Genomic DNA, 16,489 nt, shown 5'->3' with positions numbered 1-16,489 from the left:
CGCCCCGCCGAGTCCGCGGTGCGGGCCCCAGGGCCGCTCTGGCGCGCCCGACCCCGGAACGGTAGAACGGTGACATGTCGTCACTGACGGAACACCCGGCCGTGTGGGCCCGGACCGACGTCCCCGAGGGGCTCGGGCTGGGCGCGCTCCTCCCCGAGCCCGACGGCTACCGCCTGGAGGCCGGGGAGACCGTCGTCGTGGGCGAGGAGCGGTTCTTCACCCGTTTCAGCGTCCGCACCGACCTGGCGTGGACGACCCGGCGGGTGTACGCCGAGGTCCTCTCCTCCCAGGGCCTGGAGTCGGTCACGCTCGACGCCCACGGAGGCCACTGGACCGGACCCGACGGCGTCCCCCTGCCCGGACTGGTGGGCTGCCTGGACGTGGACGTCGCCGCCACCCCGCTCACCAACACCCTGCCCATCCGCCGCCTCGGCCTGCGCCCGGGCGAGTACCGCGACATCGCGGTGGTCTGGATCGACATCCCCTCCCTGCGCGTGCGCCGGGTCAGGCAGCGCTACACCCGCCACCCCGCCGAGGACGGCCTGGAGCGCTACACCTACCGCGACCCCCTGCACGGCGAGTACCGGCTGTCGGTGGACGGCGACGGCGTGGTCGTCGACTACGAGCGCTTCGCCCGCCGCCTGCGCACGGACACCTGAGGCCGCCCCGGGCCCCGCGCAGCCCCTCTCCGCCCGCCCTGCGTTCCCTTCCCCCGGCTCCGAGACCGCGCCCCTCCACCGCCGCTTCCGGTCCCGGACGCTCCCCGGACTCGTCCCCGAACACGGGACAGGCGATAATCGGCGGGCACACGCACCACACCCACGGGGGACCGCAGTGACCGACACCGAGCTGAGCCAGGCCCGTCGCGAGATCATCCGCGACCTCGCAGTGCCCGAGCACTTCGACGCGCGCGTCGAGATCGAACGCCGTGTGGCCTTCCTCGCCGAGCGGCTGATCAGCACCGGCTCCACCGCGCTGGTCCTGGGCATCAGCGGCGGCGTGGACTCGCTCACGGCCGGACGCCTGTGCCGCCTGGCGGTGGACCGGGCCCGCGAGAACGGACACGAGTGCGAGTACGTCGCCATGCGACTGCCCTACGGCGAGCAGAAGGACGAGGAGGACGCGGCCCGCTCCGTCGAGTTCACGGCCCCCGAGCGCTGCCTCACCGTGGACGTCGGGCCCGCCAGCGACGCCATGGCCGACTCCCTGGCCGCCGCCGGGATGACCTACGCCAGCGAGTCCTCGGCGGACTTCGTCCTCGGCAACGTCAAGGCGCGGCAGCGGATGATCGCCCAGTACGCGGTCGCGGGCGGCCTGCGCGGACTGGTGGTCGGCACCGACCACGCGGCCGAGGCGGTCACCGGCTTCTTCACCAAGTACGGCGACGGCGGCGCGGACCTCGTGCCGCTGACCGGGCTGACCAAGCGCCGGGTGCGCGCGGTCGCCGCCGAGCTGGGCGCTCCGGAGGACCTGGTGCGCAAGGTGCCCACCGCCGACCTGGAGACGCTCTCCCCGCAGAAGCCGGACGAGGAGGCGCTCGGCCTGACCTACGACCAGATCGACGACTTCCTGGAGGGCCTGCCGGTGCCCGGGCACGTGGAGACCGCGCTGGTCGACCGGTACCGCGTCACCGCCCACAAGCGCGCGCTGCCCACCGCTCCCTGACACCGCGACCGGAAACGTCGCCTGTGTGACGCGAGGGGTTCTGACCCGCGGTGGTCCTGTACCCGCAGCGGGGTTCGACGCTCCGGACCCGCCGCGGGTACAAGACCACGGCGTACGCGGCCGGGCCGGTGGACTTCCCGGTCACAGGGCCGGAGCGGGCCCGCACGGGGCGCCGGTCCCGCCTCCGCTCAGGGTGTCGGCTCCGCTGACGCCCCAGCCGCCGTTTCCGCTCGTGCCCGGGGTCCTCACGCCGGTGCCGCACGGCCCGACCGCTCCGGACAGCTGTTCCGTCTCCGCACACGGACCTTCCCCAAGGGTTTCGTGCACGCCGTCTCGCGGGGTACCGTGTGCGGGAACTCCCTCGGACTTCCCGGAGCACGTTCGGCGCTTCCGCGCCCTCCGCCCGGGGGAGAACGGTCCCCGATCCGCTGTGCGCTGACGCGCGGTGGTGCAGGCACCACCTTCCATGGTCGGGCCAACCGCCCCTCGGAGAGGGGCGCCAGATCCATCGCGGCCACCACCCGGCCGGACCTACTCTCGTTTACCACGCGTCGCCGACAGTTGAGCTGACGCGGCCACGCCACCGGGCGCGTTCGAGAACGCGTCGCCACCCCCTGATCCCGGCCACACGGCCCCCCGCGCACCACCGCGTCCGGGGACGCACACGCGTACGGGGTAGACCAAGGAGCGACCGATGACCGTGACCGTCGAGAACGAAGGCGGAGGCACGTCGTCGGCGTACGCCTCCAGTACCGTCCTCCTGCCCTCTCCGCGGACACCGCGGCCCGGGGCGGGCAGGGACAGGTTCCTGGACGTCATCCGGCTGTTCGTGATGGCCCTGGTGGTCATGCAGCACTGGTGGCTGCCGGTCCTCGTCCACGAGCCCGGGTCCCTCGAGGCGGGCAGCGTCCTGTCCACCGAGGGCGGCTTCGTGCTGACGTGGGTCGTCCAGGTCATGCCGCTGATCTTCTTCGTCGGGGGCGCGGCCAACCTGATCAGCTGGCGCTCGGCCTCGGGCCGGGGCATGTCCGCCTCGGACTGGTTCGCGCGCAGACTGCGCAGACTCGCCTGGCCGGTGGTGCCGCTGGCGGCCCTGTGGATCGTCGCCTCCCACCTGCTGGTCCTGGGCGGCGCACCGGCCCAGGCCGTCCTGGTGGGCGCCGAGGCCGCGGGCATGGTGCTGTGGTTCCTCGCCGTGTACGTGCTGGTGGTCGTGTCCACCCCGCTGCTGTTCCGGGCCCAGGAGCTCTTCGGCTGGTGGGTCCCGATCGCCCTGCTGGCCGCCGCCGCGGCCGTGGACCTGACCCGCTTCTCCACCGGCGCGGACTGGGTCGGCTACCTCAACGTGGCCTTCGTGTGGCTGGGCGTGCACCAGCTGGGGTTCCGCTACGCGACGGGGACGATCCGCCTGCGCTACGCCGCGGGGATGGTGGCGGGCGGCGCGGCCGCCGCGCTGGCCCTGACGACGTTCGGCCCCTACTCGCTCAACATGACGGGCGTGTTCGCCACGGAGTCCTCCAACGTGTCCCCGCCCACCCTGGTGCTCGCCGCCATGGGCGCGCTGCAGATCGGCGTCGCGGTGCTGCTGCGCGAGCGGATCAGCGCCTGGTCCGAGCGCCCGGGCCCGGCGCGTCTGCTGGACCGGATCTGCCCGCAGCTGATGACGGTCTACCTGTGGCACATGCTGCCGCTCAGCGTGGTGGCGGGCGTGCTGGTGTTCGGCCTGGGGATCGACACCCCCGAGCCGCTGACGGGCCTGTGGGTGTTGTGGGGCGTGCTGGGGCTGGTGGTCCTGGTGCCCCTGATCGTGCCGCTGGCGCACTGGGCGGTGCGGTTCGAGAACCCGCCGAAGGTGCTGAGCGGTTCCCCGGGCATGGTCCGCGTCCTGGCCGCCGCGGCGCTGGTCGGCGGCGGGATGCTGCTGCTGACGGTGTCCGGCCTGGGGCTCGGCATGGGACCGGTGCTCGGACTGCTCGCGGTGCTGTCGGGCGTGGTGCTGACTCGGGCTCCCCGGAGGAGCTGACCGCCTCGCGGCCGGGCCGGGGCGCCCCCGTTCGCGGCGCCCGGCCCGGCCGCACGCCCCGGTGCCCGCGAGCCAGGGGCGCTACCGGTCCCCGTATCGGGTAGACCGAAGGACATGGACCCGACACGTATCGCCTTCGAAGAACGGGGGAGCGGCCGCCCCCTGGTCCTCCTCCACGGACTCGGGGACCGCCGCCAGAGCTGGACCGCCGTGATGCGGCGGCTCTCCGCCGACTACCGCGTCGTCTGCGTGGACCTGCCGGGGTTCGGCGCCTCACCGGGGCCCGGCCCCGACGAGCCCTACGACGTCCTCACCCTGACCGACGACATCGAGGCGTTCTGCCGCCTGCACGGGCTGGAGCGCCCGCACCTGGCGGGCAACTCGCTCGGCGGATCGATCGCCCTCGAACTGGGGGTCCGGGGGCTGGCCGCGTCCGTGACGGTGTTCTCCCCGGCGGGGTTCTCCGACAGGCTCGCCCGGTGCGCGATACGCGGGGTCGGCGCGCTCTCCCGCCTGGCCGCGCGCGTCCCGATGCCGGTCAAGGAGCGCCTGGCCAACACCGCCCCGGCCAGGACGGCCGCGCGGATCGCGCTGCGCGGCGACCCCTCGACGCCCGAGGCCAAGGCGACCCGGTTCAGCGTCCGGGGCCTCCAGCAGGGCTCGCCCTACATCCGGCTCGTGCCGCGCATCGCCGAGTACGTCTTCACGGCACGGCCGATCGAGTGCCCGGTCACCATCGCCTGGGGCGACCGCGACCGGACGCTGCTGCCGTCCAGCGCCGCGCACGCCCACCACCGGGTGCCCAACGCGCGCATGGTCTCGCTGATCGGCAGCGGGCACATCCCCATGGCCGACGACCCGGTCACGGCCGCCGAGCACGTCCGGTGGACCTGCCGCGCCGCCGACCTGGGGAGCGCCAAGGCCGCCGCGCGCAACGCGGCCGGGCGGGTGACCAAACCCGGTCCCCCGGACTGAGCCCGGACCCCTAGCAGCTGAAACCGCCGTCGGTGCTGATCACCTGGCCGGTCACCCACGAGGCCTCGTCGGTGGTCAGCCAGGCCAGCAGCCTGGCCGGGTCGTCGGGCAGGCCCACCCGCCCGGCCGGGAAGCCGGGCAGGACGCGGCGCATGAGGTCCCCGTCGATGTAGCCGGTCTGCACCGGGCCGGGGTCGACGGCGTTCACGGTGATGCCGCGCGGGCCCAGCTCGGCGGCGACGGTCGGGGTGATCTGGGCCAGGACCGCCTTGGCCGACGCGTACGCCACCTCGCCGGGCATCGCCCCGCGGATCTGCCCGGAGGTCATGAACAGCACCCGGCCGCCGGGGCGACCGTCGTGCCGCGCCGCGAAGGCCTGGGCGAGCAGGATCGGCGCGCGGGCGTCGACCGCCCAGTGCCCGTCGAGCATCTCCAGGGTCACCTCGGCCAGCGTCGCGTCGCCGCCGTTGCGCGCGTGGTTGGCCACCAGGACGTCCAGGTGCCCGAACTCGGCCACGGTCGCCTCCACCACCCGCCGGGGCGCGTCGGGGTCGGCCATGTCCGCGCCGACGTCGGCCACGCGGGCGGCGGGGCCGCCGAGCACCTCGCGCACGCCGTCGAGCACGGCGGTGAGGTCGTCGCTGCCCCAGGGCAGCTCCGCGTCGTGCGGCTGGTGGTGGTGGACCATCACCGAGGCGCCGTACGCGGCGAGGCGGCGGGCGACGGCGTAGCCGATGCCGCCGCGCCTGCTCGCGCCGGTGACCAGGGCGGTCCTGCCGCGCAGGGGCAGGGGGTCGCGGGACAGGGCGTCCCGGCCGGGGTGTTCGGGGGAGGGGCCGGAGTGGGCCATGGCGGGCCTGCCTTCTGCCGTGGACGGACGGGGAGCCGGCCCCGCCGCGGGTCCGGGCGGTGCCGGGGCGACTCTGGCAGAAGGGGTGGGGCGGCGCACCCGGTTTTTCGGCCTTCCTCCGGAGCCGCGTGCCCTCCGGAGCCGCGTGTCCGGAATGTTCTGTCCCGGGAACGATGGTGTGTTCTGTTGACCGGGCTCCCCGGTCTACCGCGGTGTCGAGTTCGCGGGATACCGTGGACCCGCTCACCGACGCCTTGAGGAGGCAGTGGATTGACACCATCGACACGACCGGCCCCGGGCCTGCCCGAGTGGCTGCGCGAGGAGGAGCGGCGGCTGTACGGCTTCGCCGCGGGATCCGCCGTGTCCGACGGCTTCGGCTGGCTCGACGCGGACGGGCGTGTGGAGCGGGACCGGCCCGCCGCCGCCTGGATCACCGCGCGGATGACGCACGTGTTCTCCCTGGCCCACCTGCGGGGGGAGGCCGACGCCGGACGGCTGGCCGACCACGGTGTGGCGTCCCTGGCGACGGGCCCCCTGCGCGACGCCCGGGACGGCGGCTGGTTCGACCGGGTGCCGGACGACACCGGGGGGAACACTCCCCGGGAGCGCTCCCATGAGCTGCCGCGCAAGTCGGCCTACGAGCACGCGTTCGTGGTCCTGGCCGCCTCCAGCGCCACCCTCGCCGGTCGCCCGGGAGCGCGTGAGCTGCTCGACGACGCGCTGCGGGTCGTCGAGGAGCGCTTCTGGGAGGAGTCCGCGGGCGCCCTGCGCGAGAGCTGGGACAGCGGGTGGACCGCCACCGAGGACTACCGGGGCGCCAACAGCAACATGCACGCCGTGGAGGCCTTCCTGGCCGCGGCCGACGCCACCGGCGACGCCGTGTGGGCCCGCCGCGCGCTCTCCGTCGCCGAACGCCTGATCCACGGCGTGGCCGCCGAGCACGACTGGCGCCTGCCCGAGCACTTCACCTCCGACTGGAAGCCCGTCCCGGACTACAACCGGGACCGGCCCGACCACCCCTTCCGGCCCTTCGGGAGCACCACCGGCCACCTGCTCGAATGGGCGCGCCTGCTGGTCCACCTGGAGGTCGCGCTGAGCCGTGCGGGCGACCCCGTCCCCGCGTGGCTGCGCACCGACGCCGAGGCGCTGTTCGACCACGCCGTCCGGCGCGGCTGGGCCGTCGACGGCGCCGAGGGGTTCGTCTACACCCTCGACTGGCAGGACCGGCCGGTCGTGCGCGAGCGCATGCACTGGGTGGTGGCCGAGGCCGCCATGGCAGCCTGGGCGCTGGGGGAGCACACCGGCGTGGCCACCTACGCCGACCTGCACGAACGCTGGTGGGCCTACGCCGACCGGTACCACGTGGACCGCGAACGCGGCAGCTGGCACCACGAACTGGACCCGGACAACCGCCCGGCCGCGAGCGTGTGGCCGGGCAAACCGGACGTCTACCACGCCTACCAGGCGGCACTCCTGCCCCAGATCGGGCTGTCGGCCTCCATCGCGGCCGCCCTCCTGCCCGGCACCGACCACGACTCCGGAGGAAACGCGTGACCGCCGACAACACAGGGGACGCGCAGGGCGCCCCGGCCGGAGGGACCGCGGGGGCCGGGTCCTCCCCCCGCCTCGTCGTGGTGGGCGAGAACGTCATGGACCTATTGCCCACGTCCCACGGCCCCGACGTGCTCAAGGCGGCGCCCGGCGGCGGTCCGGCCAACACGGCGGTGGCGGCGGCCCGGCTGGGCACGCCCACGCGGCTGCTCGCGCGGATCGGCGCGGACGGCTTCGGCGAGCTGATCCGCGAGCGCCTGCTCGGGGAGGGGCTGGACCCGGCGGGACTGCTCCCGGCCCGGGAGCCGACGGCGCTGGCCCTGGCCACGCTCGGCCGGGACGGGTCGGCCCGCTACGACTTCCGCATGGACGACGCCGCCGACTGGCGCTGGCGGACGGGGGAGCTGCCCGAGGAGCTGGAACCGGGGGTCCGCGCGCTGCACGCCGCGTCGATAGCGCTGTTCCGCGAGCCCGGCGCCACCCTGATCGAGGCGATGCTGCGCCGCGAGCACGGGCGCGGGCGGGTGACGCTCACCCTGGACCCCAACATCCGCCACGACGTCATCGGCGACCCCGTCACCGCGCGGGCGCTGGCCCTGCGCCACGCCGCGCAGGCGCACCTGGTGAAGGCGAGCGACGAGGACCTGGCGTTCCTGTACCCGGACCTGTCCCCGGTCCGGGCGGCCCACGCCGTCGCCGCGCTGGGCCCGGTGCTGGTGGTGGTGACCATGGGCGCCGACGGGGCCCTGGCGGTCTGCCGGGGCGAGGAGGTGGCGGTGGCCGCGCCCAGGACCGAGGTGGCCGACACCGTGGGCGCGGGCGACTCCTTCATGGGCGCCCTGCTGAACTGGCTGGACCGTCACGACCGGCTGGGGGAGGACCCGCGGGCCCGCCTCGCCGGACTGGACGAGGCGGACCTGGAGGCCCTGCTGGGGTTCGCGGTCTCGGTCGCCGCGGTCACGGTGACCCGGAGGGGGCGAACCCGCCCACCATGGCCGAGGTGGCGGGCGTGGACGGGAGCCCCGGGGACCCGGGAAGCCCGGGGGAGCTGGCCCGGCGGTAGCCCCGGCCGCCTTGGGGCGCTCCGGGGCGCAGCGGTGGTCCCGGCTGCCTTCGGGCGTTCCGGGGTGCAGTGGTGGTCCCGGCCGCCTTCGGGCGCTCCGAGCGGCCTCCGGGAGCGGTTGCCGGGCGGGGCTGCCGGAGCCGGTGGCCGGACGCGGGCAGCACGACGTGGGAGGGCCCTGGGGACCCCCCGTATCCAGGAAACCGCGGATCCGGGGCGGGCGGTAACCCCTGTGGACAACGGCGGCCCGCCCTCCTCAGACGAGGCCCTCCCTCGTCTGGACCACGAGGTGGTCCACCACGTCGGCGAGTCTGCCCCGCCGGGCGTACACCGCGCGCTGGCGGGCGGCCCCGCTCCCGGCCGCCCGCACCCGGTCGAGCAGCGAGGAGGCCAGGTCGGCGTCGCCGTTGGCCAGCAGGCCGGGCATCGCGGCGTGCAGCAGCCGTTCGGCGGCCGCGTGCCCGGGCAGCGCCTCACCGGTCAGCGGGTCGGGCACCACGCCCTCCAACCCGTCCCGGGCGGCCCGCCACACGGCGGCCCGCAGCGCCTGGTCGGGGATGGCGGGCGCGGGGACCCCGTAGAGCACGTCGGCGAGCGCGCGACCGGTCAGGCCGCGGACCAGCAGGGCCAGCAGCAGCGCCTCCTCGGCGGTGGCGGCCACGTCGCTCACCCGGATCTCCAGCGTGGGCAGGTGGTCGGAGAGGCGGACGTCCCAGTAGACCATCCGCCGGTCCAGGATCGCCCCGGAGTCGGAGAGCGCCCGCACCGCCTGCTCGTGCTCGGCCAGGGAGCGCAGGAACGGGGGAGGGCCGGCCGAGGGCAGCCGGTTCCAGGCGACCGTGCGCCAGCTGGAGTAGCCGGTGTCGCGTCCGGCGTGGAACGGCGAGTTCGCCGACAGCGCCACCAGGAACGGCAGCCACCGGCGCAGGTGGTTGCCCACGGCCACGGCGGTCTCCCGGTCGGGGACGCCCACGTGCACGTGGCAGCCGCACACCACGTGCGACTCGCGCAGCGCGCCGAAGTGCGCGGTGATGTCGGCGTAGCGGCGCCCCTCACTGGTCCCCACCGAGGCCGGATCGCCCAGGACGGCGGTGCCGGAGGCGACGACGGCGAGCCCGGCCGCGCCCGCGGCGCGGTCCAGCTCCCCGCGCGCCGCGCGCAGGAAGCGCAGGGCCTCGCCCGCGTCGTCGCACACCGGGCTGTTGGCCTCCACCTGCGCGCGGGAGAACTCACCGCACAGGTGGTCGCCCAGGACGCGGGTGTTGGCGAGCACCTCGGGCGCCCGCGACAGGATGAGGCGGGTGCCGGGGTCGACGACGAAGAACTCCTCCTCGACGCCGAAGGTCGGGGGCACGGTGCGGTTGCCGGTGCGGGTGCCGGCGGACACCGGCCGCCGCGTGTCGTGTGCTGCCGTGGAGCGGTTCTCCATGGGCGTCGGTCCCTCCCTGCCGTAGGGGCGCTCCCTCACGGGGCGTCCCGGACTGGATATCCCCGTCGGGGGCGGTCGCGACAGTGTCCTGAAGAAGATAAAAAGCTATCCATGTGATCTTTTGTCCCGTTTGCCGGTATCGCGGGTGTGTCGTTGCGCGCACGTTACGGCTTGATAACCCTGCTCCCGGCCCGCGTGGGAGCCGGGGCGGCGCGGGACCCCCCCGGAAGGGTGAGCCCCGTCACTTCCCCCGACCACGGAAACCCAGGTGGGCACCGTGATGCCCTGCCCGCGCACCCGTCCCGTGAGTACCGCGAGTACCCCAACCCAGGCCCGTCACGCACGTCGCGTGCGACTCCGGGTGAGCATCGGTGAAACGACCAGTGTGGTCGCCCGCACCTGCCGCGTCGGGGGCCCGCTGTGCGAATGTGTGCACGTGACTGGCAGGAACACACAACCCCCCGTCACCCGCCTCCGGGGTCGCGACACGGAGCAGCGGGCCCTCTCCGACGCCCTGGACGACGCGCGGTCCCGCCGGGGCGCCTCCCTGCTCCTCTCCGGAGGCCCCGGGCGCGGCAAGACGGCGCTCCTGGAGCACCTGAGCGGGTCCGCGGGTGGTTTCACCGTGCTCCGCGCGGACGGGGTCGCCGACGAGGCGGACCTGCCCCTGGCCGGGCTCCAGCGCCTCCTCCACCCCCTCGCGGAGGAGAGCGAGCGCCTTCCCGAGCCCCGGCGCGGCCTGCTCCGCGACGCCCTGACCCGGGGAGCGGTCGCCGACGCCGACCGGCTCGCCCTCTACACCGGCCTGGTCGAACTGCTCTCCCGCGCCGCGGCCGACCGCCCCCTCCTGCTGTGCGTGGACGACGCCGACCGGCTCGACGCGCCCTCGCTGGACGCCCTGGCCTTCGTCGCGCGGCGCCTCGCCGGAACCCCCGTCGCCGCCGTCCTCACCGCGCGCGAGGGCCGCGGCAAGCCCGCCGGGGCCCGCGTGCCCGAGGCCGACGCCGAGCCCCCTCCCGACGCCCTCGTCCCCGGTGTCACCGAACTCCCGCTCGCGCCACTGGAGGAGCGGGCGGTCCACGACATCCTCACCGACAGGGCCCCGGTCACCCCGGCCTCCGCCGTGCGCTCCGCCCTGGTCCGCGCCGCCCACGGCAACCCCGCCGCCGTCCTCGGCCTCCTGCGGGGGCTGTCCCGGGCCCAGCTCCTGGGCGAGGAACCCCTCCCCGCCCCGCCGCTCCTGCCCGGCCGCCTGCGCGCCGGCTTCCTCGCCCCCTACCGCGATCTCCCCGAGCGGACCCGCCGCCTGCTGCTGCTCGCCGCCCTCGGCGACGAGCCCCGCGTCCACCGGCTGCTGGAGGCCTGCGAGGAACCCGGACCGAACACCACCGGCCCCGGACCGACCGTCACCGACCTCGAACCCGCCGAGGAGCGCGGCCTGGTGCGGGTGGAGGGCGACACCGTCGTCTTCACCGACCCCCTGGCGCGCGAGGCCATCGCCCAGGACGCCCCCGCCGGGCGACTGCGCGCCGCGCACCGGGCCCTGGCCCGCGCCTGCGACCCCGAACTCTCGCCCGCCGAGTTCGTCCGCCACACCGCCTCGGGGGCCGACGCGCCCGACGCCGGGCTCGCCGAAGCCGCCACCGCCGCCGCCCGGCGCGTCAAGCGGATCGAGGGCCGCCTCGCCGCCTCCCACGCCTACGAGCGCGCCGCCGACCTGTGCCCCGACCCCGACGAGCGCGCCTGCCGACTGAACACGGCCTCCTACGAGGCCTACATGGCCGGGAGCTCGGCGCGCGCCACCCGGCTGCTCGCGCGGGCGCGCCCCCTGGCGGTGACGGACCGGCGGCGGGCGACCTCCGACCTCATCGACGCCCAGATCGCCATGCGCGGCGAGAACGCCATGGACGTCGCCGAACGCCTGCTCACCGTAGGCCGCGAACTCATCCCCCACGACCGCTTCCTGGCCCTGCGCGCCCTCGTGCGCTCGGCCGACGCCGCCTCCCTCGCCGGGGACGCCGTCCGCCACGGCCGGGCCGCCGAACTGGCCCTGCCCCTGGTCGGCCCGGACGACCCGGCGCCGATGCGCATGGTCGCGTCCTTCCTGGAGGGGTGCGCGGTCTCCTTCCGCGGCGACTACCCCGGCTCCACCCCGCTGCTGCGCGAGGCCACCGGGCTGGCCGCGATCGCCAAGCCCTCCGAACTGGTCTGGGCGGGCATCAGCGGCCTGCGCCTGGGCGACGCGCCGTTCGTGCGCTCGGTGACCTCGCGCGCCGTCGAGGTCGGCCGCCTGCGCGGCGAACGGGCCACCCTGCCCGCCGCGCTGGGCTTCCTGGTCTTCTCCGAGTTCTGGAGCGGGCGCTTCCCCTCGGCCGCGGGGACCGCCCTGACCGGCCTGCGGGTCTCCCGCGAGACCGGCCAGACCGTGTGGGCCACCCAGCACCTGGCGTCCCTGGCGATGATCGCCGCCATCCAGGGAGACGTGGACACCTGCCGCATCCGGGCGCGCGCGGTCGCCGCCCAGGCGGGGGAGAACAGCCTCGGCCTCGCCGCCGCCCTGTCGGCGTGGGCACTGGCCGTCCTGGAGCTGTCCCGGGGCAACGCCGCGGAGGCGTTCTTCCGGCTGCGCGCCCTGGTCCACGCCGCCCCAGGGCACGGCCACCCCACCATGCGGCTGCTCACCGCCCCGCACTTCGTGGAGGCGGCGACCCGCATGGGCGAGACCGAGTGGGCGCGCACCTCCCTGGCCGGGTACCGGCGCTGGGCCGAGTCGGTGGGCAGCCCGAGCACGCTGGCGCTGGCCGCCCGGGGCTCGGGCCTGCTGGCCGCGGGCGACGAGGCATGCGACCACTTCGAGAACGCGCTGGCCCTGCACCGGGCCTGCGGCGACGACGACGTCGAGCACGCGCGCACCCAGCTGCTGTTCGGCGCCCACCTGCGCCGGGCCCGCCTGCCCGGCCGGGCCCGCGAGCACCTGTACAACGCGCTGGAGTCCTTCGAACGCTTCGGGGCGCGGCTGTGGGTGCGCCAGACCCGCGCCGAGCTGCGCGCGATCGGGACCGCCGAACGCGGCCCCGACCCCGTCTCCACCAGCGAGCTGACCGCGCAACAGCAGCAGATCGCCCGGCTGGTCGCCGAGGGGGCCACCAACCGCGAGGTGGCCGCCCACATGTTCATCAGCCCGCGCACGGTCGAGCACCACCTGCGCGGCATCTTCCGCAAGCTCAACATCAGGTCCCGCGTGGACCTGGCCCGCCTGTTCAACTGACCCCGGGCCGACGGTCGAGGCGCCGCCGGACACCCCCCTCATACCAACTGGTCGGTACGCCTCCGGTCGAAGAGAAAGGCAGCCCATGACGACGACCGCAACGGAGCACCTCCTGAGCGCTGACGGGGTGACCGTGCGCTTCGGGGGCCTCACCGCGCTCGACGGCGTCGGACTCCGGGTCGCGCCCGGGTCCGTCGTCGGCCTCATCGGCCCCAACGGAGCGGGCAAGACCACCCTGTTCAACGTCCTGTCCGGCGTCCTGCGCCCCACCGCCGGGACCATCACCTGGAAGGGCGCCCCGCCGCCCGGCCGCCGCCCCCACCACCTCGCCCGCGCCGGCATCGCCCGGACCTTCCAGGGCCTCAACCTCTTCCCGATGATGACGGTCCTGGACAACGTCGTCGCCGGGGCCGACCGCCTCGCCTCCGGAGGCCCGTTCTCACTGCTCACCGGGCTGGGACGGCACCACCGCGACGAACGTGAGCTGCGCGGGCGCGCCCTGGCCGCCCTGGAGCGCTTCGGGGTCGCCGAGCACGCCCACCGGCTGCCCGCCACCCTGCCCTACGGCGTGCAGAAGCAGGTCGCCCTCGCGCGCGCCTGCGTCGGCGAACCCGAACTCCTCCTGCTCGACGAACCCGCCAGCGGGCTGTCCGGAGCGCAGATCGACGCCCTCGCCGACCGGATCCGCGGCTTCAGCCGGGACATGGCCGTCGTCCTCGTCGAGCACCACATGGACCTGGTCATGCGGGTCTGCGACCACATCGTCGTGCTGAACTTCGGCCGGGTCATCTCCACCGGCACCCCCGCCGAGGTCCAGGCCGACCCCCTCGTCACCCAGGCCTACCTCGGCACCCCCGCGGACGCACCCGAGGACACCCCCGCGGACGCGCCCGGCCGGGACACGGGAACCCCGGCCCGAGCCACGGCCGCCGCCCCCACGGACACCCCCGCCGCCGGTCCCGGCGACGCGAACGGAGCCGCCCGATGACCGCCCCGCCCCTGCTGACCGTCGAGGAGCTCAGCGCCTCCTACGGAGCCGTCCGCGCCCTGGACCGCGTGTCCCTCACCGTCCCGGCCAAGGGCGTGTGCGCCGTCCTCGGCGCCAACGGAGCGGGCAAGACCACCCTGCTGCGCACCCTCACCGGCCTCCACCCGGCCGCCTCCGGGCGCGTCCTGCTCGACGGCGAGGACATCACCCGCCTGCCCGCCGAGAAGGTCATCACCCGCGGCCTCGCCCACGTCCCCGAGGGCGGCGGCGTCATCGTCGAACTCACCGTCGAGGAGAACCTGCGCCTGGGCGGGCTGTGGCGGTCCGACCGCCGCCGCGACTCCGCCATGGGCGAGGTCCTGGAGCTCTTCCCACCCCTGGCCGAGCGGCGCGCCAGGCCCGCCAGCACCCTCTCCGGGGGCGAGCGCCAGATGCTCGCCATCGGCCGCGCCCTCATGGCCCGGCCCCGGGTGCTGCTGCTCGACGAGCCCTCATTGGGCCTCGCACCCCTGGTCACCAGGCAGATCTTCACCCTCCTGCGCGACCTGCGCGACCGCACCGGGCTCACCGTCGTCCTGGTCGAGCAGAACGCGGCCGGGGCGCTGTCGGTCACCGAGACCGGGTTCGTCCTCAACCAGGGGCGCGTCGCGGTCGGGGGCGCCTCCGCCGACCTGCTCTCCGACGACCGCACGCGCCACGCCTACCTGGGCTTTTAGAGGAGTCCCCCGCATGACCCACTTCATCAACCTGACCCTCAACGGGCTGGCGTCCGGGGCGGCCTACGCGGCGCTGGCGCTGTCCCTGGTGATCATCTACCAGGCCACCCGCCTGGTGAACTTCGCCCAGCCCGCGCTCGCCCTGGTCGCGGTCTACACGGCCTACACCGTCACCCAGCTCACCGGCTCGTACTGGCTCGGCTTCGCCGCCGCGCTCACCGCGGGCCTGGCCGCGGGCGCGCTGGTCGAGCGGTTCGTCATCCGGCCCATCGCCCGCGTCTCCCAGCTCAACGCCATCATCGTCACCCTCGGCCTCCTCCTGGTCGTCCAGGGGCTGGTCGGGATGGTCTGGGGCAACGAGCAGCACGGGTTCGGCTACGCGTTCAGCTACGTGGGCCGCTTCTCGCCCGCCAACGTGTTCGCCCTGGTGTCGGTCGGAGCCGTCGCGCTGCTCCTGTTCGCCCTGTACCGGTTCACCCCCCTGGGCCTGCGCATGCGCGCCGCCGCCTTCCACCCCGAGGCCGCCCGGCTCAGCGGCGTGCGGGTGGGCCTGATGCTCACCGCGGGGTGGGCGATCGCCTCCTTCATCGGCGCCCTGGCGGGCATGCTCGCCGGACCGCCGTTCATCTCCCCGAACGTGTTCGACGCCGTGTTCGTCTACGGCATCACCGCCGCCGTCATCGGCGGCCTGGACAACCCGTTCGGCGCCGTCCTCGGGGGGATGCTCATCGGCCTCGGTATGTCCTACGTGTCCGGCTACGCCGGGCCCGAGCTGGCCACCCTCGCCGCCCTCGTCATCGTCGTCGCGGTGCTGAGCGTGCGCCCCGACGGCATCCTGTCCCGCCCGGCCGCGCGAAAGGTGTAGCGATGCCCTCACCCACCCGGCAGCGCGCGGAGCGCGCCGCCGCCCCCCACCCCCCGAACCCGTCCGCCGCCTCCGGCGGCCGGTGGCGCGCGCTGCCCGCGCCGCTGCGCCACCTGCTCCTGGCCGGCCTCGGACTCGCCGCCGTCACCGCGCTGCTGCTGGCCACCGGAGACCTCACGGCGCTGCGCGTGGCCGCCGTCGGCTACACCATGCTGGCCGTCGCCGGGCTGCAACTGCTCGTCGGCGGCAGCGGCCAGGTGTCCCTCGGCCACGGCGCGTTCATGATGATCGGCGCCTACACGATGGCTCTGCTGGTCCTGTACCAGCCCATGCTCCCCCTGGCGGTGAACCTGCTGCTCATCGCGGGGGCCTCCGCCGTCGCCGGGATCGCGGTCGGCGCGGCCACGGCACGCCTGCACGGCCCCTACCTGGCGGGGGCCACCCTCATCCTCGCGGTCGGCCTGCCCGGGCTGACCCACCGCTACCACGAGCTCCTCGGCGGCAGCAACGGCCTCAACATCCGCACGGCGGGCGCGCCGCCCCTCCTCCAGGGCCTGGTCACCGACAGCGAGTGGAAGGCACTGGTCGTGTGGACCGCCGTGGTGATCGGCCTGGCCGTGCTGGCCACCGTCTCCACCGGCCGCCTGGGCCGCCGCATGCGCGCCATCCGCGACGACGAGACCGCGGCCGCCATGGCCGGGATCCCGGTCGGCACGACGAAGGTGGTCGCGTTCGTCATCGCCTCGGCGGCGGGCGGCCTCGCGGGCGGCCTCCAGGCCTACGTGCTCGGCACCGCGACCCCCAGCACCTTCACCCTCGCGCTGTCGCTGACCCTGCTCGCGGCCCTCGTCCTGGGCGGCATCGGCAGCCTGTGGGGCGCGCTGTGGGCCGCGGTCGCCATCGTCTACCTGGAGGTCTGGGTCGCCGACCTGGCCGGAACCCTGGGCCTGAGCCGCGACGCGGAGAACAACCTCCCGATCGTGTTCTTCGGCGTGGTCCTCATCCTCGTCCTGCGCTTCTGGCCCCTGGGAATCCACGGCGCGCTCCAGCGCCTGACCGCACGCCTCGGACCCGCCGGGTCCGGACCCCGCTAGTC

Annotated in this window: 12 protein-coding genes and 1 pseudogene; 11 read left to right on the top strand and 2 right to left on the bottom strand. The window is 75.3% G+C overall.

Going from position 1 to position 16,489, the window contains the following annotated elements; translation table 11 throughout:
• Positions 1-74 precede the first annotated feature (74 nt).
• The 4 genes from NDAS_RS22720 (at position 75) to NDAS_RS22705 (ending at position 4,663) form a co-directional block, all read left to right on the top strand.
• The gene (locus NDAS_RS22720; protein WP_013155596.1) at positions 75-659 is read left to right on the top strand and encodes a putative glycolipid-binding domain-containing protein; all 585 of its coding nucleotides are present in this window, start codon (positions 75-77) and stop codon (positions 657-659) included.
• Between the two features lie 175 nt (positions 660-834).
• Positions 835-1,665, top strand: a complete 831-nt coding sequence (nadE, locus tag NDAS_RS22715; RefSeq protein ID WP_013155595.1) for an ammonia-dependent NAD(+) synthetase — start codon at positions 835-837, stop codon at positions 1,663-1,665.
• A gap of 694 nt (positions 1,666-2,359) precedes the next feature.
• The gene (locus NDAS_RS22710) at positions 2,360-3,688 is read left to right on the top strand and encodes an acyltransferase family protein (RefSeq protein ID WP_013155594.1); all 1,329 of its coding nucleotides are present in this window, start codon (positions 2,360-2,362) and stop codon (positions 3,686-3,688) included.
• A gap of 114 nt (positions 3,689-3,802) precedes the next feature.
• Positions 3,803-4,663, top strand: coding sequence for an alpha/beta fold hydrolase (locus tag NDAS_RS22705; protein WP_013155593.1), 861 nt, complete (start codon positions 3,803-3,805; stop codon positions 4,661-4,663).
• 10 nt (positions 4,664-4,673) lie between these two features.
• Here the strand turns inward: NDAS_RS22705 and NDAS_RS22700 are convergent, their stop codons facing one another.
• Entirely contained in the window at positions 4,674-5,513 is an 840-nt protein-coding gene (locus tag NDAS_RS22700) for an SDR family oxidoreductase (protein WP_013155592.1), read from the bottom strand.
• 270 nt (positions 5,514-5,783) lie between these two features.
• Here NDAS_RS22700 and NDAS_RS22695 point away from each other — a divergent pair, with 270 nt between their 5' ends.
• Positions 5,784-7,067: an AGE family epimerase/isomerase gene (locus NDAS_RS22695; RefSeq protein WP_013155591.1), complete on the top strand. Its 1,284-nt coding sequence runs from the start codon at positions 5,784-5,786 to the stop codon at positions 7,065-7,067.
• A pseudogene (locus NDAS_RS28235) lies at positions 7,064-8,127 on the top strand (carbohydrate kinase family protein). The gene NDAS_RS22695 and the pseudogene NDAS_RS28235 overlap by 4 nt, the downstream one beginning before the upstream one ends.
• A 256-nt stretch (positions 8,128-8,383) precedes the next feature.
• Here NDAS_RS28235 and NDAS_RS22685 read toward each other — a convergent pair.
• Complete coding sequence (locus tag NDAS_RS22685; protein ID WP_013155590.1) at positions 8,384-9,556, bottom strand: carboxylate-amine ligase; 1,173 nt, start codon at positions 9,554-9,556, stop codon at positions 8,384-8,386.
• 385 nt (positions 9,557-9,941) lie between these two features.
• Here NDAS_RS22685 and NDAS_RS22680 point away from each other — a divergent pair, with 385 nt between their 5' ends.
• From NDAS_RS22680 to NDAS_RS22660, 5 genes are all read left to right on the top strand, one after another.
• Entirely contained in the window at positions 9,942-12,824 is a 2,883-nt protein-coding gene (locus NDAS_RS22680; protein WP_041552946.1) for a helix-turn-helix transcriptional regulator, read from the top strand.
• An 85-nt stretch (positions 12,825-12,909) separates the two neighbouring features.
• A complete protein-coding gene (locus NDAS_RS22675) occupies positions 12,910-13,812 on the top strand; it encodes an ABC transporter ATP-binding protein (protein ID WP_013155588.1) in 903 nt (300 codons plus the stop codon).
• On the top strand, positions 13,809-14,528 hold the full coding sequence (locus NDAS_RS22670; RefSeq protein WP_013155587.1) for an ABC transporter ATP-binding protein: 720 nt from the start codon (positions 13,809-13,811) through the stop codon (positions 14,526-14,528). Before NDAS_RS22675 ends, NDAS_RS22670 begins: the two co-directional genes overlap by 4 nt.
• Before the next feature lie 13 nt (positions 14,529-14,541).
• The gene (locus tag NDAS_RS22665; RefSeq protein ID WP_013155586.1) at positions 14,542-15,393 is read left to right on the top strand and encodes a branched-chain amino acid ABC transporter permease; all 852 of its coding nucleotides are present in this window, start codon (positions 14,542-14,544) and stop codon (positions 15,391-15,393) included.
• 2 nt (positions 15,394-15,395) lie between these two features.
• Positions 15,396-16,487: a branched-chain amino acid ABC transporter permease gene (locus NDAS_RS22660; protein WP_013155585.1), complete on the top strand. Its 1,092-nt coding sequence runs from the start codon at positions 15,396-15,398 to the stop codon at positions 16,485-16,487.
• Positions 16,488-16,489: the final 2 nt, after the last annotated feature.

The organism is Nocardiopsis dassonvillei subsp. dassonvillei DSM 43111 (assembly GCF_000092985.1).
Taxonomy (GTDB): Bacteria; Actinomycetota; Actinomycetes; order Streptosporangiales; family Streptosporangiaceae; genus Nocardiopsis; species Nocardiopsis dassonvillei.
The sequence above is the reverse complement of the archived record's forward strand: the minus strand, read 5'-3'. Positions and strand labels throughout refer to the sequence as shown.

Coding starts and splice junctions, on each gene's coding strand:
- NDAS_RS22705 (WP_013155593.1), top strand. CDS start 3,803: ATGGACCCGACACGTATCGCCTTCGAAGAACGGGGGAGCGGCCGCCCC.
- NDAS_RS22720 (WP_013155596.1), top strand. CDS start 75: ATGTCGTCACTGACGGAACACCCGGCCGTGTGGGCCCGGACCGACGTC.
- NDAS_RS22710 (WP_013155594.1), top strand. CDS start 2,360: ATGACCGTGACCGTCGAGAACGAAGGCGGAGGCACGTCGTCGGCGTAC.
- NDAS_RS22660 (WP_013155585.1), top strand. CDS start 15,396: ATGCCCTCACCCACCCGGCAGCGCGCGGAGCGCGCCGCCGCCCCCCAC.
- NDAS_RS22670 (WP_013155587.1), top strand. CDS start 13,809: ATGACCGCCCCGCCCCTGCTGACCGTCGAGGAGCTCAGCGCCTCCTAC.
- NDAS_RS22700 (WP_013155592.1), bottom strand. CDS start 5,513: ATGGCCCACTCCGGCCCCTCCCCCGAACACCCCGGCCGGGACGCCCTG.
- NDAS_RS22685 (WP_013155590.1), bottom strand. CDS start 9,556: ATGGAGAACCGCTCCACGGCAGCACACGACACGCGGCGGCCGGTGTCC.
- NDAS_RS22675 (WP_013155588.1), top strand. CDS start 12,910: ATGACGACGACCGCAACGGAGCACCTCCTGAGCGCTGACGGGGTGACC.
- NDAS_RS22665 (WP_013155586.1), top strand. CDS start 14,542: ATGACCCACTTCATCAACCTGACCCTCAACGGGCTGGCGTCCGGGGCG.